Consider the following 18,753-nt stretch of genomic DNA (forward strand, 5'->3'; position numbering starts at 1 on the left):
TCTGATTTAATATGTATCTAAGGTTCGATTGAAATTCTTCTGTATTTTTTTCAGGGTAGCAATTAATTGGTCTTTCTCCTTTTGTGAAATATCATCCTCCATAATCTCTTTCAGCCTATGAATAATTGGGCGGGTTTTTTTAAAAACATTTCTGCCTGTATCCGTTAAATAAACTATATTAATTCTCTTATCTGAACGATGCTGTTCTCTAAAAATGTAGTTCTTCTTCTCCATTTTTGCCAATAATCTGGCAAGAGAAGACTTATCTCTTAAGGTTAGATAAGCCAATTCATTCTGCATTAAGCCATCTTTCTCATGTAATTTTTTTAAAATTACCATTTGTTCTTTACTCAAGTCCAGTCCATTTTGAAGAAAGGACTCTTGTAAATAACAATCTGCCATTTTAGAGGTTTTGCCAATCCAAGGGGCAACCAATGCATCAAGGTCAATAATTAAATCTATCTCACTCACGTCGCAAATCTAACGCAAATAACTTTAGTTGCATATGCAACTAAAGTTAAAACTATCTTAATTTATGTTTAATTTATTGTCTTGAAAAGTATAACAAAACAGTGCAAGAAAGTGTATTGCATTTATTTCTTTATTAGGTAGCGATACCCAAGGAAGATATGATAGACAAATTCACAGAAGGCTTAGAAATTTTCTAAATCCATAGTAATTGTCTCCCATTCTACCATCAGACTTTCTAAATCTTTTTTCTTTTTTTGATAGGCATCAAAAAAACCTTCTTTAGCTATAGTTTTATCATAATCCATAAGTAATTCATGATCTATGGTCCCAATCTCTTTCTCTAGTTGAGAAATCTTAGATTCTACAGAGCTCAACTTATTTTTCAGGGACTTTATTCTCTTTTGTGCGGTATAATCTTGGCCAAGGGTCTTTGCTTTTTTTCCTTTTTGTTTTTTATCTGTTTTCTTTTCAATTTCTCTAAAGTTTTCGGCCTGTCTTTCTTCCAGAAAGTAGTTTATATCGCCCAAGTATTCCTTAATGTTTCGATCCTTGAATTCGTATACTTTATTAGTCAGATCTTGAAGAAAATCCCTGTCGTGAGAAACTACTATTAAAGTTCCTTCAAACTTAATTAGGGCTTCTTTTAAAACTTGTTTAGATTTAATGTCTAGATGGTTGGTTGGCTCATCCATGACCAGCACATTAAATGGTTGAAGGAGCATCTTTGCCAAGGCCAATCGATTTCGCTCTCCCCCCGACAATACTTTAACATATTTATCTACATCATCTCCCTGGAATAAAAAAGACCCTAGGATGTCTCTTACCTTACTTCGATTAGACTCGTTGGCCGCATCAATCATGGTATCTAAAATAGTCTTGTTCCCATCCAGATAATCCATTTGATTCTGGGCAAAATATCCTATCTGCACATTATGTCCAAGTTTTAAGATTCCCTCATATTCCAGTTCGCCAACCAATATTTTAGCCAAGGTGGTTTTTCCCTGTCCATTTTGTCCTACAAAGGCAATTTTGGTATCCCTTTCCATAAGAATATCTACCCCTTGTAATACCTCCTTATCGCCGTAGCTCTTTGCCAAATTATCCATTTCAAAAACTACTTTCCCCGGAGTTACAGAAACAGGAAACTTCAACTTCATGGCAGAAAGATCATCTTGGTCTACCTCAATACGCTCCATTCGATCTAACTTCTTAATTAACGACTGCGCCATGGTTGCTTTCGAAGCTTTGGCTCTAAACTTGTCGATTAGTTTTTCTGTTTGCTGAATTTCCCTTTCCTGATTTTTTTGAGCACTTAACTGTTGCGCCTTTATTTCATCACGCAAAAGAAGGTATTGTGAATATGGCTTGTTATAGTCATAGATTCTTCCAAGTGAAATCTCGATAGTTCTGTTGGTCACCTGGTCTAAAAACATTTTGTCGTGCGAGACAATCACCAAGGCCCCGCTATAATTCAACAAAAATTGTTCTAACCATAAAATAGAGTCAATATCCAAATGATTCGTAGGCTCATCTAATAGCAGTACATCGTTATTTTGAAGAAGTAACTTTGCCAGTTCTATTCGCATACGCCATCCACCAGAGAAAGTCTCTGTTGGCTTGTTAAAATCTTCCCTTTTAAAACCAAGTCCCAGTAATATCCTCTCTGTTTGTCCCTGATAATTATATCCGCCGAGTACTTCATATAAATGTGTAAGATCATTTAAATCTACCATCAACTGATTATAAGACTCGGTTTCATAATCTGTACGCTCTGCTAATTGAGAATTAACGTCATCAAGCTTTCGTTCTATTTCTTTAATCTGATCAAATGCCTCATAAGCCTCCTCTAATACAGTTCTGCCATGCTCAAATTCCAGGTCTTGTTTTAGAAATCCAATCCGAACATCCTTTTCTGTGGCCAAGGTACCAGAATCAGGAGAGGTCTCTTTAGCTAGGAGTTTTAAGAGAGTAGACTTGCCAGCACCATTTTTTCCTATTAGCCCAACCCTATCTCCGCCGTTTAAGCGAAAAGCTATTTCCTGAAAAAGATATTCTCCTCCAAAGGCGACGGAGAGATTATGGACATTTAGCATTATTATGAAAGTTATTAGGGTTATAAATTACTTAAAGTCGTAATTTTGTATAAACTTTTGCAAATGTTAAAAAAAGGCACCAAACTCTACAGTATTTTAACAGGAAGTTGTCCCAAATGTCACGAAGAGAGTATGTATAAAGTAAAAAACCCCTATCATTTGGGTTCTTTATTTAAGATGTATGAGCGTTGCTCTCATTGCCAGACGAAGTATAAAATAGAGCCCTCTTTTTTTTACGGTGCCATGTACGTTAGTTATGCGGTAGGAATTGCATTCGCTGTAGCAGCTTTTGTAGTAGCATTTTTTGCATTTAACCTAAGTCTTTTTCATACTTTTTTAGCCATAGTAGGTACTCTAATAGTTTTTATGCCCATCATAATAAGACTATCCCGAAATATCTGGATTAATATTTTTATTAAATACCAAGGGAAGTCAATTCAGATCGACTAGAACTTTACATACTTTTTCCTATATCTGGCTATATCCATATCCTTATCTAAAGGGATATCCTTTTCTATATAGTTAAAAAGTCTTTTGGCAGCATATGGTGCAATAAGAACCCCTCTGGAACCAAATCCATTTAAAACATACATATGTTCATATTCTGGATGAGCACCCAACAGAGGTCGTCTATCTGCCACCGTAGGTCTTATACCAGCCTGCTGGTCTTTCACAACATACGAGCAACTAAGAAAACTATCTAATTTCGCTAACAATTCTTCCTTGGCTTCCGGTGTGGGCTTGTTCTTCTTATCCTTCCATTTATAGGTAGCCCCCACTCTGTATAAATTCTTCTCTAATGGTATTATAAATACCGAAGATTTTATCACTCTATTTTCTTTTAGTTCAGCTGCCTCTATGGTTAACAATTCTCCTTTTGTTCCATTAAGTGGCAAATAATTAAAGAAAGGATTTTCTTTAAGACCAAATCCCGAGGTGAAGACAATTTTCTTAAACCTAAGATCTTTGTACTGAAAAAAACCTTTGTGTTTTTCTAACTCCTCAAATCCAAATAGCTCTTGATAGTAGGCATTCTTTTGTGCCAAGAAACTTTTGTAATGAGCCACTAGGGCCTTGGTATCTACTCTTCCTGTGGAAAGTACTTGTCCATAACCAAATGGTGCTTCAATATGCGGATTCCTATTTGGGATAATATCTGTAGAGAGAAAAGGCTGTAAAGCTGGTTTATCAGCCGCTTCAAACCACAGGTTCTGTTCTTCAATAGAGGCAAAGATTCTTAAAACAGGAAGTTTAAAATCTAGTGAGACCTGAAGTTTGTTTTCCAAACTTCTGTAAAAGGGTATGGCCTCAATTAATTGCTTATCGGCTTTCCAAGCCAAGCTAAATCGTTTTAAAATAACCGGGTTATATAGACCCCCGGCAACAACACTTGCTCTCTGAGAATCATTATCGATTACCACAAAGGATCTGTTATTTTCCTCCAGGCTTTCACAAAAGGATATTCCGGCCAAACCAAGACCTACTACTAAATAATCTAACATATTACAAAACTAAAAAACGCCGTGTCAAAAGACACGACGTTTTCAATTTATTAAGCTATTGAATTGGAATCAATACTTCTTTAGTAAGCCCACATATCTTGTTCTCTATCTCGAATAGACTCTTTTATCCTATCCGATTCAAGAAGTTGAAAAAGGGCATTATCTGCTATATAGTCATTAATAACCCTATCGCCATGAACATTGTCTTCCTTATAAATATTTCCATTAAAACGTCTGGCGTTCAACAGCATATCGAAGGATATTGGCTGGGCCGAATTTTCCTGATTAAAGACTTTCGCCTTGTGCAAAATTTCTCTAGCACTTGGATACCATACCCAAAACAAGGCTACCTTATTATCTTGAATATCCATAGATTCATCATCTATAAAATTCACATCCGGGGCAACTGGAGCTATTCCCAGAAGTCGGTATTTCAATTCCCCTTGACGTTTGTCAAAATACCAGATTCCTTTAATCCTGTACTCTTCAATATCAGCGGCGGTAATCTCTCTTTCATTGATATATTCAGGAGATAATGCTTCACCGGCATTCAATTGTTCGTACCCCATATCTGTAGTATCCTTCTTCCTTAAGGTAGACTCCAAGTCACTGAACTTTCTCTTTTCAGTAAAGTAAGAATCTACGTATACATCTGTCAGTTTCCCATTTTTAATGTTTTTTAGTAAAACATCGTATAAGGATCTTCTATCTGCACCAATGTCTATCGTATCTAAAGGATAATACAGCGGAAAATTTACACGTTGATCTAGGTCTACAATTTCCCAAACGGTCTTAGACCATAGAATATCCCTGTCATCAACATAACCATATTCTAAAGGAGCGTCGTTATCAGCAGCTATCTGCTGTTCCGTCTTCTTCCCAATTTCCTCAGGCTTCTTGGCATTTAAAATATTTGCCTGTGCCATCATTGAAAGGGGCAAAAGGGTAACGGCTCCAACGATTAATACATTCTTCCAATTCATAAAATATATCTTTTAACTATTCTTAGTTTGTAATCTCTACCATAACCGGAGAGACCTTCTTCAATTTATAGCTTTTGTTATTAGTGATGAAAGCCTGGATATCAAATATCTGCACCGCATCACCTCTTTTAGCTCTTTTTAAGGCCGATTTAGCTCTAGAGTCTAATTTATTACCTTTTACGCTTACTGTTGGTTGTCCTGGCACTTTAAACTTAAATCCGCTAATAGCTAGGTTTAAATCAAAATCAAAATCTTCCAATAGAGCGCCAACTGTGGCAATTTCTAAATTTCTTCTAGGCATTTTAGCACTTCCAGACTCTCCCCGGATAGATCCAGAAGGTCTAGGAATATCCTTAATTCTAAATTCCGATTTAGAGGAAACTGTTTGTCCGTCAGGTAAAACACCTGATGCCGTAATAACCACATTTCTTCCTGTTCCAGGATTCATCACATATTTACTACCATCTCTCTTTTTTAGACCAGGAGCTTTAGCGGTTACCTTGTTATTAGGAATTCCAGGGATAGAAATAGACATAGGGTTAGAAACACCTCTATAAACTACATTCATCTTATCTGCAGCGATCAAAGCAGCATTAGGCTTTGTAATCGTAGCAAAGGTAGAAGATACTGGAACTTCCGTACGTTCTCCATCCTGAATAAATACAAGACTACCTGCAATCTTATGATCTCCAGGAGCACCGGCATTAACTAAAAGTTTTACCTGTCCGTCCTTAATCTCATAATCTTTTCCTTCACTAAGTTTTCTACCATCTAGGGTAAGATTAACTTCGTTAGGTCTGGTAGTAGCATCTTTACGACCTAATACAACTGCACCCGAAAACTTTTCACCAGCATAAAAAGCCGATTTTTCTTGCTCTAATAGAGTAGTATAATTAGTCATAGATACTTCGCTAGTTAATTGCTCTCCAAGCATTGCCTGTAAGGCATCTTGTTCAGTAGCTTTAACATCTGCCTGTATAGCCGTAATCTTCGTAAGAGAAGCAACTACCGGAAATCCTTCAAAGTGATAGTTAATCCAATCTTGTTTGGTACCATCTCTTTTAAGCACTTTCCCTTGCTCATCACCAGTTTCGAATCTTGTCTGAACAGCAGCTTCTACATCATCCATTCCATCAGGTAATACTGCCGTTATTTGTGTACGATAATCGGTGATTCTTTTTAAGAACTCTTTTCCTTCCGGAGCCAAATTGTCTCCCTGAAAGAATTTCTGATCCAGGTAATCAGACTTATCCATTACTTGATAATCTTTAGGATCTTCAATTTCGGATAACATTTTACCTTTAAGCTCTTCTAAATAGTCATAATACGACTGAGAAATCGACTTAATTTTCTTTGCATCTTCTAAAAGCGGACCAAATTTTTCCGCATTCTCTGATGCCTTAGTCTCCAATCCTCCCAAGAATGCGAGGTTGTTTTCTTCGGTTTTAATATTAGAAGCTTCTAACTTTTCGTTCATTAGACCGAAAGCTGCAAGAACTTCTTTACTCATGTTTAGCGCCAGCATTGCGATGAAGATCAAATACATTAAGTTGATCATCTTCTGACGTGGTGTTAATTTACCTCCTGCCATGTTTTCTAATTAGTTTTAATTAATTTTTGATTTGGGTTTATTAAAGAACTAATTAGTTTCTATTCATTGCAGTTAACATACCTCCATATACTCCATTTAAAGAAGAAAGGTTAGAGGCTAAAGATTCCATTTGATCTTTTAGAGCGCTTGCGTTTTGAACAACTTCTTCGTTAACACTAGCTTGTTTGCTAGCGCTTTCTAACTGTACTTTATAAAGACTGTTTAAAGATTCCATTTGAGAGGCAGCTTCTACCATTTCATCAGAATACTTCTTAGTAGACTCCATAGCATCTACGGTAGGAGCAATACCTTTGGCTGCACCTTCAAAGTTTCTAATGCTATCTCCTAAGCTTTCCATCAGATTAGCATCTATATTAGCTTCTTTTAAAAGCTCGTCTAATTTTCTAGACAATAGACCTTCTGCTTCTTTCGCCTCTTCGGCATCATTAGATCTATTATTGGTCATACCTCCTGCTAATTCAGGGTATACTAAAGACCAATCGTATTCATCATCTACTGGTTCAAATGCACTAATAGCAAAAATTAGAGCTTCGGTAATAAGACCAACTGCAAGTAGCAGGCCACCTGTTAAGGGGCCAAACTCCCAGTGAAGAATCTTAAAAAGAGCACCAATGATAACCACCGATGCACCAAGACCGTAGGCCATGTTAAATAGTTTCTTTGTTGATTTTGACTGTGCCATAATTCTAAATTTAATTTAAGTTTAATGTTAAAAATAAGTATTTGGTTTCTTTGTTTGATTTATTATATACGTAATTTTATTGTGTTGAGTCTTCTTCACCCATATAATCTTGTACCGTTCTAAATCCGATATAACTTCTTGCGGAATCGCGATACTCATAATCTCTTGTACTTACCTGTAGGAAGTAAGCAACATCTTTCCAGGAACCGCCTCTAATAACTTTTCTTTTATTGTCATACTCCCCGCCATTAGGGTTCATAGTAGAAACGTATTCGTAAGAACTTGGATCGTAGCTAGAATTAGTCCATTCGGAAACGTTTCCAGCCATATTATACAAGTTAAAATCGTTTGGTTCATAAGATTTAGCTTCCACAGTATATAGTGCTGCATCAGCTGCATAATCTCCTCTTTGAGGTTTAAAGTTTGCCATAAAACAACCCGTATCACTAATTACGTAAGGGCCACCCCAGGGATACGTACCACCTTCAATTCCACCTCTCGCTGCATACTCCCATTCTGCCTCTGTAGGGAGTCTAAACTGATTTACAAACTGCCTGCCTCGACTTTTCTGATCGTCATTTTTAAACTTTGTTCTCCAATTACAGAAAGCCTGTGCTTGTTGCCAAGAAACCCCAACAACCGGATAGTCACTATAAGCATCATGCCAAAAGTAATCGTTATGCATAGGTTCATTATATGAATATTGAAAGTCTCTAATCCATACCGTAGTGTCAGGATAGATTTCTAATTCTTCTTGTTTAATAAAGTCTTTTCTTCTAGAATCTCTAGATCTGGCTGCAGCTTCAATATCCATCCAGCTATATTTATACTTTAACTGGGTTACATCAATTGTACGCTGTCCATTGTAGGATTCCTCTTCAGGAATATATATTGAATCCATTACTTCTGTATAGTATTCATCAGGATATTCCGAAGTATCCCACACCAATGTTTCATCAACATTTAAAGCGCGACCTTCATTATAGTCCTCTCCCATACCAACATAATTGTCTAACATATATTTGTCATAAACAGACATATTGGTAGTATCTGCATCTTTAAAGGCAAATTCTCCAATTCCTCCATCTTCCGGACCCATTCCTAATTCATCCGCAAGAACTGCTAATTTTGTTCTGACGATAGAATCTTTAACCCATTCTACAAACTGACGATATTCACTATTTGTGATTTCCGTATCATCCATGTAAAAGGATCTAACAGTAACTGTTTTGGTAGGGGCGTTAAGAACCTTCGCGACGTCTTCCTCACTTTTCCCCATGATATAAGATCCCCTTGGGATCAATTCCATTCCATAGGGTTTTTCGGGATACCATTTCTTGCCCTGGACTCCGACTAGTTCTCCTTTTGTTTTCGAGCCACAACTTGAGAGCAAAAAAACAAATGCTATAGATAACAACAATAGCTTCTTCATACTTTAGGTTAAATTTGGATTAAGACTATAATCAGTATTCACAATTATTATTCACTAAAACTGAATTTTGAATAAATTATTGTATAAACCAGTCTATCGTTTAAAATAATTTTACGTTAACTAAAACCTTTCTTGTAGGCCTTGAACCACCTTTCAGGAATATTTTGATTACAAGCATCTAAATAGTCATGTTCGGTGCATGGTAATAACGCAGGTGTATTTATTTTATTATGTGAAGTTAAAATTGATGGCACCTCTACCCACCATCTTTCGGAAAGTAAACTTTTATAAAAAACTAAGTCTTCGGTTTCTGTAGGAACATTAAACTTTGTAAAGTCCTTGTTATTATCACTTGGCGACTCTTTAATCCGAAAGTTATAGCCCTCCATAAAGTACCAGATAATTTGAGCAATAAGTTGAAAAGAATGCTCTGTATTCTCGCATTCAAATATTCCAAAAACCGAGACATTATCACTTAAGCCAGCATATCTAGCAATGGCACAAATTTCTCTTCCGTCAAAACCATTGGGAGAAAAATTGCCAGAGGCTCTTATTTCACTGGCTTTTATTGCTCTGGCATCCATACTAATAATATGGGCATTGCGGAGAATTGGCTCTGTTAAAGTGATGTCGGAGACCATTTCGCCCAACCTATAGGCATCAAAAAACAACCTTTCCATTAAATCTATCTCTTCCTGAGCGTTAAAATAACTCTGGTAGCCTATGTTAGAGAAGTTAAATAGATTATTGGGTTTGTCTGTTATTATTTTACTCATATAGGAGTTAGAGGAAATTAATTCTTCATCGGCTCCAAAATCGAATCTGCTATCCACAGAAACCAAATTAATCATGTCTTTTATTTTATCAAAAGCACGATACATGGGATAGGTAATATCCTGAGTGGCACCAATTACAATTGGAATAATGTTTTCTTCTAATAATTCCGCTATAATTTCCTTTACTACGAAGTAGGTGTCTTCTACGGTCTCCCCTTCTTCTATATCTCCTAAATCTATTAAGGTAGAATTCCAGTTCCCTAATAAAAGTCGGTAGAGTCTAATTCTAATCTCTGTCGTATCTAAAACGAAGGTTTTCTTTTCAAAAGCATTTCTAGATTCCAAAACACCCAAGATAGCAAAGGAGGCATTTGCGAAAACGGGCAAACCTTCTTTTTTGGTATGTTTAAATATATGCTGCCCTAAAGACTGAGGAGGCAACAATTCGCAATGGGCAAGTGCCCTGTCATTAACCGGAATTAAAAAATCAAATGCCATCCGTTATAAACAGTCTTACTTTTTTTTCTTTTTTGGTTTCTTCTTATCTAATAAAGAGATTGCCTCTTCTAACGATACCTTACTAACATCAACTGTTTTGGCTAACTCTACTTTAGACTTCCCTTTTATGATATTATGTCTTCCCCAGCGGGCCTTCTCTATTCTAACTCCCTCTTCTGACCACTCTTTTACAACCTTCTCTGCTTCTTTTTTCTTTTTCGCTTCTATAAGTTCTTCAATGTCGGCGATAGTCAAATTATCGAAGTCGTATTTCTTATTGACATTTATAAACATTCCGTCCCATTTTATAAACGGTCCAAATCTACCCTTCCCTTTGGTCACTTCTTTATCTTCATAGTGAGCAATCGGAGCATCTGCCTTTTGCTTTTCTTTAATGAGTTCAATAGCTCTGTCTAAATCAACATCAAAGGCGCTTTCTCCTTTATCTAAAGAAACAAATTTTTTCCCAAATCTAACATAGGGTCCATATCGGCCTACATTTGCTTCTACTTCTTCTCCCTCAAAACTTCCAAGTTTTCTCGGCAGCTGAAATAACTCCATTGCTTCTTCGTAGGTAATGGTATTTAAAGATTGTTCTGGTAATAAGCTGGCGAACAAAGGCTTTTCTTCTTCTTCTACCGTTCCTATTTGAACCATTGGGCCAAAACGCCCTAAACGTACCGCCACTTGTCTTCCAGAGGAAGGGTCTTTTCCTAAGACACGTTCTCCGCTAGCCCTGTCTGCATTTTCCTGTACATCTAGGACGTTAGGGTGAAAATCGTCGTAAAATTGTTTCATAACCTTCTGCCAATCTTCATCCCCAGCGGCAATTTCATCAAAGTCTTTCTCTACTTTGGCCGTAAAATTATAGTCAAGAATATGCGAAAAATGATCTACCAGAAAATCATTAACAATCATACCAATGTCTGTGGGAACCAATTTACCTTTGTCGGAATTTACCATTTCAGTAAGAAGTTTCTCTTGTAGATTACCCGCTTCTAAGGTAAACTGTGTATAGTTTCTTTCCACCCCCTCAACACTACCTTTTTCGACATATCCTCTATTCTGAATGGTTGAAATTGTTGGGGCATAGGTAGAAGGTCTTCCTATACCAAGCTCCTCTAGTTTTTTAACCAAGGTAGCTTCTGTATATCTATAAGGAGGCCTAGTAAATCTTTCCGTTGCGGTAATATAGTTATAAAACAGGTCGTCTCCTTCGTTCATCGCCGGTAGAATTCCTTCTTGTTCCTCAACAGAATCCTCTTCGTCTTTCCCTTCTAAATAAACTTTTAAGAAACCATCAAATTTAATAATCTCCCCATTGGCAGTAAATTGCTCGGAATAAGTGTCCGATTTAATCTTTACATTGGTTCTCTCTAGTTGTGCATCGCTCATCTGGGAAGCCAAGGTTCTTTTCCAAATTAATTCATAGAGCTTAGACTGGTCTCTTTCTAAAGAAGGAGACTGCTTATTCATATCTGTTGGTCTAATTGCTTCATGCGCTTCTTGCGCTCCCTTAGACTTTCCTTTGTAATTCCTTACCTGGCTATACTTTTCGCCATACATTCCTAGTATAGTGTCCTTGGCAGCATTGATAGCTTCTCCTGAAAGATTAACACTATCTGTCCTCATATAAGTAATAAGTCCGGCCTCATACAGGCGTTGGGCTACTTGCATAGTACGTGAAACAGAGAAGCCCAGTTTTCTGGAAGCTTCCTGTTGTAAGGTGGATGTCGTGAATGGTGCTGCAGGAGATTTTTTAGCCTGTTTTTTATCTAGACTAGCAACCTCATAACTAGCCTTAAGATTGGATGAGAGAAAGGCCTCTGCACTGGATTTTGTTTCAAATGTTTTTGGGAGTCGAGCCGAAAACAGACTTCCAGCTGCTGTTTTAAATTCGGCCACAACCTTGTACGCCGCCTGAGGAGTAAAAACATCGATATCTCTTTCACGCTCCACAATTAATCTTACAGCAACCGATTGCACCCTTCCCGCAGACAAACCTGGCTTAATTTTTTTCCACAGCACTGGGGAAAGCTCATAACCAACTAATCTATCTAACACTCTTCTTGCTTGCTGGGCATTAACAAGGTCGTAATTAATCTCTCTGGGATTTTCAATAGCCTTCTGAATAGCCGACTTCGTAATGGAATTAAAAACAATCCTTTTGGTCTTATCTCTGTCTAGTTTCAGAGTTTCTGCCAAATGCCAGGAAATAGCCTCTCCTTCTCTATCTTCATCACTTGCGAGCCATATAACTTCAGCCTTTTTTGCTAAGTCTTTGAGTTTTTTTACCAGAGCTTTTTTATCCTGATCTACTATATATTTAGGTGTAAAATTTTTCTCCACATCCACTCCAAGTTCCTTAGAGGGGAGGTCGGCAATATGGCCAAAACTCGATTCTACCTTGAAATCTTTCCCAAGAAATTTTTCAATTGTTTTTGCCTTTGCAGGGGACTCTACGATTACTAAGTTCTTAGCCATTCATTAATTTTTGAAAAAACAAAAGTATGTCAAATTTTTTATTTCTATTCCTTCTTCACCAAATACAACCTTAAAAAAAGTTCGTGTTTTAGGGAATTCAGCTAATTAACTAAGCCATTAATCAATTATATCAACGTCCTTAAAAGACGGAATAAATGTCTTATTTTTATCCAATACACTAATTAAATTTCTATGTTTAAAAAAATTCTATTTCTAGTTGGCGCTCTTATATTTTTGGCCCCAAATACAACTAATTCTCAACGAAAAAAGAAAGACAAAAACACAAACCCTTTTAACGAATCCCTTTACAACTCCATTGAATGGCGTCTTGTAGGACCCTTTAGAGGAGGAAGAGCTGGCACAGTGACAGGAGTAAATAGTAATGACCTCTTATATTATATGGGCACGGCCGGAGGAGGAGTTTGGAAAACGGAAGATGCCGGGAGTACCTGGCAATGCATTTCTGATGGATTTTTTGGTGGTTCTATAGGAGCAATTGCCGTATCAGAATCTGATCCTAATGTGATCTATGTTGGTGAAGGTGAACAAACTCTTAGAGGAAATGTTTCTTCAGGAAATGGTATTTGGAAAAGTGAGGATGCGGGAGAAAGTTGGAGATTTTTGGGTCTTGAAGGTTCGGAACACATTTCCCGTATTCGAATTCACCCATCAAACCCTGATATAGTATACGTTGCTGCCATTGGAAACCTATGGATTCCAAATAAAACAAGAGGAGTATTTAAAAGTATTGATGGGGGTACGAGCTGGGAAAACATTCTTTTCGAAAGCACAAAAGCTGGAGCCGGAGACTTCGTCATAGACCCCAAGAATCCTAGAATCTTATATGCCTCGACCTGGGAGATGAAAAGAAATGGTTATAGAATGGACAGTGGTGGGGAGGATAGTAAATTATATAAAAGTACGGACAGTGGAAACTCATGGACCGATATTTCGGGATATGATGGTCTTCCTGCAGGCCCTTGGGGTATTGTAGGCATTAGTGTGTCTCCAGTAGACTCTAACCGAGTTTTTGCCATAATAGAAGCCGAAGATGGGGGTCTTTTTAGATCTGATGATGCAGGAAAAACCTGGGAAAAGGTAAATGAAAATAGAGCCTTAAGACAAAGAGCGTGGTACTACAGCAGAATTTACGCAGATACGCAAGACAAAAACAAGGTTTATGTGATGAATGTAAGTTATGGTGTATCCACGGATGGTGGGCGAACTTTTACCCTTAAAAATGCGCCACATGGAGATCATCACGATTTATGGATAGATCCTAACAACAATCAACGTATGGTAATCGCGGATGATGGTGGTGCGCAGGTTTCCAATGATGGTGGAACTAATTGGACTACTTATCACAATCAGCCAACGGCACAATTTTACCGCGTAACCACAGATAATGCATTTCCTTATCGTATTTATGGAGCACAACAGGACAATTCTACCGTCCGAATAGCACATAGAAGTGCAAGCAACAGTATAGGAGAAAAAGACTGGGAAAATACCGCTGGAGGTGAGAGTGCTCATTTAGCCCCCGATCCTAAAAATAATGATATTGTCTATGGAGGCACATACAAAGGCTATATGATGCGATTAGATCATTCTCTTGATCAAACTAGGTCTACCAATGTTTGGCCAGATAATCCTGCCGGTTCAGGTGCTGAAATAATGAAATATCGTTTTAACTGGAATTATCCGGTCTCTTTTAGTATTCATGATAAAAACAGATTGTATGCCGGCTCCAATTTTTTGCATATTTCAACCAATGAAGGGCAGTCATGGAAGGTTATTTCTCCGGATCTCACTAGGGCACTTCCAGAAACTATTAAATCTTCTGGTGGACCCATTACACAAGATAACACAGGAGCAGAATTTTACTCCAATTTATTTGCCATAGCGGAGTCTCCCTTAGAAAAAGGGGTAATTTATGTGGGGAGTGATGACGGACTAATTCATATCACTAGAGACGACGGTGGTACCTGGACAGATATTACACCCCCACCTGGAATGTCCCCTAAATTAAACATGATAAATTGTATAGAACCAAGTCCTTTTAAAAAAGGAGTGGTCTATGTGGCAGCTACTTCCTATAAATTTGGAGACTACACTCCTTATCTTTATAAATCTACAGACTACGGGAACAGTTGGACCTTAATTACAAATGGCATTAAAGAAAACTATTACACTAGGGCAATAAGATCGGATAAAGTAAGGGAAGGTCTGTTATATGCCGGCACAGAATGGGGTATGTACATCTCTTTTGATGACGGTTTAAATTGGACCCCTTTTCAATTAAATCTTCCCGTTACTTCGATAAGAGATTTGGCAGTTAGAGATAATGACTTAATTGCAGCTACCCATGGAAGAAGCTTCTGGATGATTGATGATCTAACCCCCTTGCATCAACTTTCCGATGAAATGGCCAAAAGTGATTTCTTTCTATACAAACCGGATGCGGCTTATAGAACACAGCAGTCTGGCGGCTGGAGTAAACCAGATATGCGTCTGGAAGGAAAAAATCATCCTAATGGAGCCATCATCCATTTCTATATTAAGGATAAAAAAGAAACAGATTCCATTAGTCTGGAGATATTGGATGCTTCAGGAGGCTTAATTCAAAAATTTGATTCACAGGCAAAAATAAATAAGCTAGATCCTTCTGCCACCAAACCTATAAGTGTAAATTCTGGTGGGAATCGTTTTATTTGGGATATGAGATATCCAGGCTTTAAAAGTTTTGAAGGGATGGTTTTATATTCTTCCCCAAATAGAGGCCCAAAAGCAGTCCCCGGAACCTATAAAGTAAGGCTAAGGTATAATGGAGAAACCAGGGTGGAAGAATTTGAAATTATTAAAGACCCGAGACTTCCAAACACTTCAGAGGATTTTGAAAAACAGTTCAACTTCCTCGTACAAGTGAGAGATGAGGTCACTAAGGCAAATCAGGCAATAATTGATATCCGATCTGTAAAGACAGATCTGGAATATATTAAAAACAAGGCATCTTCTTCAAAAGAATTGCAAGACATAGTTGCTGAATTCGAAACAAAACTTGGGAAGATTGAGAATAGTATACATATGACCAAAAACCAAAGTAGGCAAGACCCTTTGAATTATGGTATCAGAATTAACAATAGGCTTGCGTTTTTAATGCAGGATTCACAAAGAGGGGATTATATCCCCACCAACCAGGCAGAGGAATTTTTCAAAGTGGTAAAAAAAGAACTCGATACGGAACTGAGCAATCTAAAAAGTTTATTTGCCGATTATATAACCAAAATCAATGCCATGGCAACGGATAGCCAAATTAAAATGATATCTGTTGATTAGGTTGATTATTTAAACTTTTGGAAAGATTATACCATTGTTTAGAGACTACCGTCTTAGATAGCGTTAAATAATTGACTGTCAATTTGTCATCAATAGTCATAATGTTCTATCTTTGCGCCTCTAAATATTTTGGTTAATAGGAGGAAGGCAAATGGAAAAAATTATCGACGAGAAAGTTCAAGGTACATCTGTAAAGAATGGAATTAAACTTGGCAACACCCGCAAACTATACATAGAAAGTTATGGGTGTCAAATGAATTTTTCCGATAGTGAAATCGTTGCCTCCATACTTTCTAAAGAGGGTTTTAATACTACCGATTCCCTTAACGATGCAGATCTGGTTTTGGTGAATACTTGCTCTATCAGAGAAAAAGCGGAACTTACCGTAAGAAAGCGATTGGAAAAATTCAACGCAGTTAAAAAAACAAGACCACATATGAAAGTTGGAGTTCTGGGCTGTATGGCCGAACGCCTAAAAAGTCAATTACTCGAAGAAGAAAAGATAGTAGATATGGTGGTTGGTCCTGATGCCTATAAGGACTTACCAAATCTTGTACGGGATGTTGATGAGGGAAGAAATGCGGTTAATGTAATCTTATCTAAAGAGGAAACTTACGGAGATATTGCCCCTGTAAGGCTGAATTCTAATGGCGTAACTGCTTTCGTTTCTATTACAAGAGGGTGCGACAATATGTGTACCTTTTGTGTAGTGCCTTTTACCAGAGGTCGGGAACGTAGCAGGGATCCACATTCTATTGTAGAGGAGGTAAATGATTTATGGAACAGAGGTTTTAAAGAAGTTACCTTGTTAGGGCAAAACGTTGACAGCTATTTGTGGTATGGCGGGGGACTTAAAAAAGATTTTAAGGAGGCCTCGGAAATTCAAAAAGCAACTTCGGTAAACTTTGCTCAGCTTTTGGGAAAGGTCGCAGAGGCACAACCAAAGCTAAGAATTCGTTTTTCTACTTCCAATCCACAGGACATGACCATGGAAGTAGTAAAGACTATGGCTAAATACAGAAATATCTGTAATTATATTCACTTGCCTGTTCAGAGCGGAAGTAATAGAATCTTAAAAGCAATGAATCGTCTTCATACAAGAGAAGAGTATTTTAGTCTTATTGATAATATTCGAAAAATAATTCCGGACTGTGCAATAAGCCAGGATATGATTACAGGCTTTCCCACTGAAACAGAAGAAGATCATGAGGACACTTTATCCTTAATGGACTATGTGAAATACGACTTTGGTTTTATGTTCGCATATTCTGAGAGACCCGGAACACTGGCAGCGAGAAAATTAGAAGATGCAGTACCCCAGGAAACAAAAAAAAGAAGGTTGAGTGAAATTATTGAAAAACAACTGACACACAGTTTGTACAGAACACAACTTCATATTGGAAAAACAGAAGAAGTATTAATAGAAGGAGTTTCTAAAAAATCCTCTTCGGAATGGATGGGACGAAATTCACAGAATACAGTAGTTGTGTTCCCAAAGGAAAATTACAAGGTAGGAGATTTTGTTATGGTTAAGATAGAATCATGCACTTCCGCCACATTGAAAGGAACGGCAATTGGTTATTCTGAAAACAATTAATTATGGAAGACATTCAAGCCACAAAACAACGCTTTGAGATTATTGGCAACGATGTGAAGCTAAATCGAGCCTTAGAAAAAGCTATGCAGGTTGCCCCTACTGATATTTCAGTTTTGGTTACTGGTGAAAGTGGTGTGGGTAAAGAAGTTATTCCAAAAATAATTCATTCTCTGTCGCATAGAAAGCACGCGAAATACATCGCTGTAAACTGTGGAGCCATACCAGAAGGAACCATTGACAGTGAATTGTTTGGGCATGAAAAAGGAGCCTTTACCGGAGCCACCCAAACCAGAAGAGGATATTTTGAAGTTGCAGATGGTGGAACAATTTTTTTAGATGAAGTAGGTGAATTGCCTTTAACAACTCAGGTTAGACTTTTGAGAGTTTTGGAAAATGGGGAGTTTTTAAAAGTAGGATCCTCGCAGGTACAGAAAACAGACGTTAGAATTGTAGCTGCTACCAACATGGAAATGGTTAAGGCCATAAAGGAAGGTAAGTTTAGAGAAGATCTTTATTATAGATTAAGTACCGTAGAAATACATCTTCCTCCTCTACGAGACCGTCAGAATGATATTCATTTGTTATTTAGAAAGTTTGCCTCCGATTTTGGACAGAAGTATAAAATGCCAACCGTAAGACTGGACGATGATGCCATTCGACTCTTAATAAAGTATCGTTGGCCAGGTAATATAAGGCAATTACGAAACGTGGCAGAACAAATATCTGTATTAGAAAGCGAAAGACAAATTACCGGTAACGTATTAAATAGTTATTTGCCCAATTCGGAAAATAGTAATCTCCCGGCTATAATTCAAAAAAAGACCAGTGAAGGAGATTTTAGTAACGAAAGAGAAATTCTGTATAAGGTCCTTTTTGACATGAAAGGAGATCTAAACGATCTAAAAAAGCTTACCTTAAAGCTTCTGCAAGATGGGGATGCCAGTAAAGTACAAGAGGAAAACGAGACTTTAATCAGAAAGATATATGGAAACGAAGAAGAGGAATCTTTAAAAGAAACGCTGCATGACGAGGGAAGTGGGTTACAAGTTTTACCAATTACAGAAGTTCAACTTGAACCTAGAAAAGAGATAATTCAAGAAGACAAATATCATTTTGCAGAAGAAATCCAAGAGGAGGAAACCTTGTCCTTACAGGAAAAGGAAATTGAGTTAATAAGAAAATCCTTGGAGAGAAATAAAGGAAAAAGAAAGGCTGCGGCTTCAGAATTAGGAATTTCGGAGCGCACCTTATATAGAAAAATAAAACAATACGATTTATAATTAAAAA

General features: G+C 37.4%; 13 protein-coding genes. 4 read left to right on the top strand and 9 right to left on the bottom strand.

The genetic code is table 11. The features are described 5' to 3' along the window. Positions 1-6: 6 nt before the first annotated feature. Together PXG98_RS00830 and PXG98_RS00835 are read right to left on the bottom strand one after the other, a co-directional pair. Positions 7-471 (bottom strand): MarR family winged helix-turn-helix transcriptional regulator, encoded by a 465-nt coding sequence (locus PXG98_RS00830; RefSeq protein WP_276388420.1) that lies wholly within the window; start codon positions 469-471, stop codon positions 7-9. 182 nt (positions 472-653) lie between these two features. After that, complete coding sequence (locus PXG98_RS00835) at positions 654-2,564, bottom strand: ABC-F family ATP-binding cassette domain-containing protein (protein WP_276388421.1); 1,911 nt, start codon at positions 2,562-2,564, stop codon at positions 654-656. 63 nt (positions 2,565-2,627) lie between these two features. On the opposite strand from PXG98_RS00835, the gene PXG98_RS00840 reads away from it, so the two are divergent. Beyond that, the gene (locus tag PXG98_RS00840; RefSeq protein ID WP_276388423.1) at positions 2,628-3,014 is read left to right on the top strand and encodes a DUF983 domain-containing protein; all 387 of its coding nucleotides are present in this window, start codon (positions 2,628-2,630) and stop codon (positions 3,012-3,014) included. Here PXG98_RS00840 and PXG98_RS00845 read toward each other — a convergent pair. The 7 genes from PXG98_RS00845 to topA all read right to left on the bottom strand — a co-directional run bounded on the left by PXG98_RS00845 (position 3,011) and on the right by topA (position 12,533). Further along, positions 3,011-4,066: an NAD(P)/FAD-dependent oxidoreductase gene (locus PXG98_RS00845; RefSeq protein ID WP_276388425.1), complete on the bottom strand. Its 1,056-nt coding sequence runs from the start codon at positions 4,064-4,066 to the stop codon at positions 3,011-3,013. The two genes, PXG98_RS00840 and PXG98_RS00845, sit on opposite strands and share 4 nt — an antisense overlap. Positions 4,067-4,146: 80 nt before the next feature. Further along, positions 4,147-5,049: a type IX secretion system ring subunit PorN/GldN gene (gene porN, locus PXG98_RS00850; RefSeq protein ID WP_276388426.1), complete on the bottom strand. Its 903-nt coding sequence runs from the start codon at positions 5,047-5,049 to the stop codon at positions 4,147-4,149. Between the two features lie 22 nt (positions 5,050-5,071). Then, positions 5,072-6,640: a type IX secretion system motor protein PorM/GldM gene (gene porM, locus PXG98_RS00855; protein ID WP_276388428.1), complete on the bottom strand. Its 1,569-nt coding sequence runs from the start codon at positions 6,638-6,640 to the stop codon at positions 5,072-5,074. A gap of 52 nt (positions 6,641-6,692) precedes the next feature. Beyond that, complete coding sequence (gene porL, locus PXG98_RS00860) at positions 6,693-7,343, bottom strand: type IX secretion system motor protein PorL/GldL (protein WP_276388429.1); 651 nt, start codon at positions 7,341-7,343, stop codon at positions 6,693-6,695. Positions 7,344-7,419: 76 nt separating this feature from the next. After that, a complete protein-coding gene (porK, locus tag PXG98_RS00865; RefSeq protein ID WP_276388430.1) occupies positions 7,420-8,775 on the bottom strand; it encodes a T9SS ring complex lipoprotein PorK/GldK in 1,356 nt (451 codons plus the stop codon). A gap of 116 nt (positions 8,776-8,891) precedes the next feature. Continuing rightward, complete coding sequence (locus PXG98_RS00870; protein WP_276388432.1) at positions 8,892-10,049, bottom strand: formimidoylglutamase; 1,158 nt, start codon at positions 10,047-10,049, stop codon at positions 8,892-8,894. A 15-nt stretch (positions 10,050-10,064) separates the two neighbouring features. After that, complete coding sequence (gene topA / locus PXG98_RS00875; RefSeq protein WP_276388434.1) at positions 10,065-12,533, bottom strand: type I DNA topoisomerase; 2,469 nt, start codon at positions 12,531-12,533, stop codon at positions 10,065-10,067. 192 nt (positions 12,534-12,725) lie between these two features. Here topA and PXG98_RS00880 point away from each other — a divergent pair, with 192 nt between their 5' ends. The 3 genes from PXG98_RS00880 (at position 12,726) to PXG98_RS00890 (ending at position 18,746) form a co-directional block, all read left to right on the top strand. Continuing rightward, positions 12,726-15,869: a WD40/YVTN/BNR-like repeat-containing protein gene (locus PXG98_RS00880; protein WP_276388436.1), complete on the top strand. Its 3,144-nt coding sequence runs from the start codon at positions 12,726-12,728 to the stop codon at positions 15,867-15,869. Between the two features lie 151 nt (positions 15,870-16,020). After that, positions 16,021-17,466, top strand: a complete 1,446-nt coding sequence (miaB, locus tag PXG98_RS00885) for a tRNA (N6-isopentenyl adenosine(37)-C2)-methylthiotransferase MiaB (RefSeq protein ID WP_276388437.1) — start codon at positions 16,021-16,023, stop codon at positions 17,464-17,466. Between the two features lie 2 nt (positions 17,467-17,468). Further along, positions 17,469-18,746: a sigma-54 interaction domain-containing protein gene (locus tag PXG98_RS00890; protein ID WP_276388438.1), complete on the top strand. Its 1,278-nt coding sequence runs from the start codon at positions 17,469-17,471 to the stop codon at positions 18,744-18,746. Positions 18,747-18,753 lie beyond the last annotated feature (7 nt).

It is taken from the genome of Eudoraea chungangensis, assembly GCF_029360665.1.
In the GTDB taxonomy this organism is placed as follows: Bacteria; Bacteroidota; Bacteroidia; order Flavobacteriales; family Flavobacteriaceae; genus Eudoraea; species Eudoraea chungangensis.

Bases quoted from the DNA above. Each gene is read 5' to 3' on its own strand.
- PXG98_RS00880 (WP_276388436.1), top strand. From the start codon at position 12,726: ATGTTTAAAAAAATTCTATTTCTAGTTGGCGCTCTTATATTTTTGGCC.
- porM (WP_276388428.1), bottom strand. From the start codon at position 6,640: ATGGCAGGAGGTAAATTAACACCACGTCAGAAGATGATCAACTTAATG.
- PXG98_RS00835 (WP_276388421.1), bottom strand. From the start codon at position 2,564: ATGCTAAATGTCCATAATCTCTCCGTCGCCTTTGGAGGAGAATATCTT.
- topA (WP_276388434.1), bottom strand. From the start codon at position 12,533: ATGGCTAAGAACTTAGTAATCGTAGAGTCCCCTGCAAAGGCAAAAACA.
- PXG98_RS00870 (WP_276388432.1), bottom strand. From the start codon at position 10,049: ATGGCATTTGATTTTTTAATTCCGGTTAATGACAGGGCACTTGCCCAT.
- PXG98_RS00890 (WP_276388438.1), top strand. From the start codon at position 17,469: ATGGAAGACATTCAAGCCACAAAACAACGCTTTGAGATTATTGGCAAC.
- miaB (WP_276388437.1), top strand. From the start codon at position 16,021: ATGGAAAAAATTATCGACGAGAAAGTTCAAGGTACATCTGTAAAGAAT.
- PXG98_RS00840 (WP_276388423.1), top strand. From the start codon at position 2,628: ATGTTAAAAAAAGGCACCAAACTCTACAGTATTTTAACAGGAAGTTGT.
- PXG98_RS00845 (WP_276388425.1), bottom strand. From the start codon at position 4,066: ATGTTAGATTATTTAGTAGTAGGTCTTGGTTTGGCCGGAATATCCTTT.
- porK (WP_276388430.1), bottom strand. From the start codon at position 8,775: ATGAAGAAGCTATTGTTGTTATCTATAGCATTTGTTTTTTTGCTCTCA.
- porL (WP_276388429.1), bottom strand. From the start codon at position 7,343: ATGGCACAGTCAAAATCAACAAAGAAACTATTTAACATGGCCTACGGT.
- porN (WP_276388426.1), bottom strand. From the start codon at position 5,049: ATGAATTGGAAGAATGTATTAATCGTTGGAGCCGTTACCCTTTTGCCC.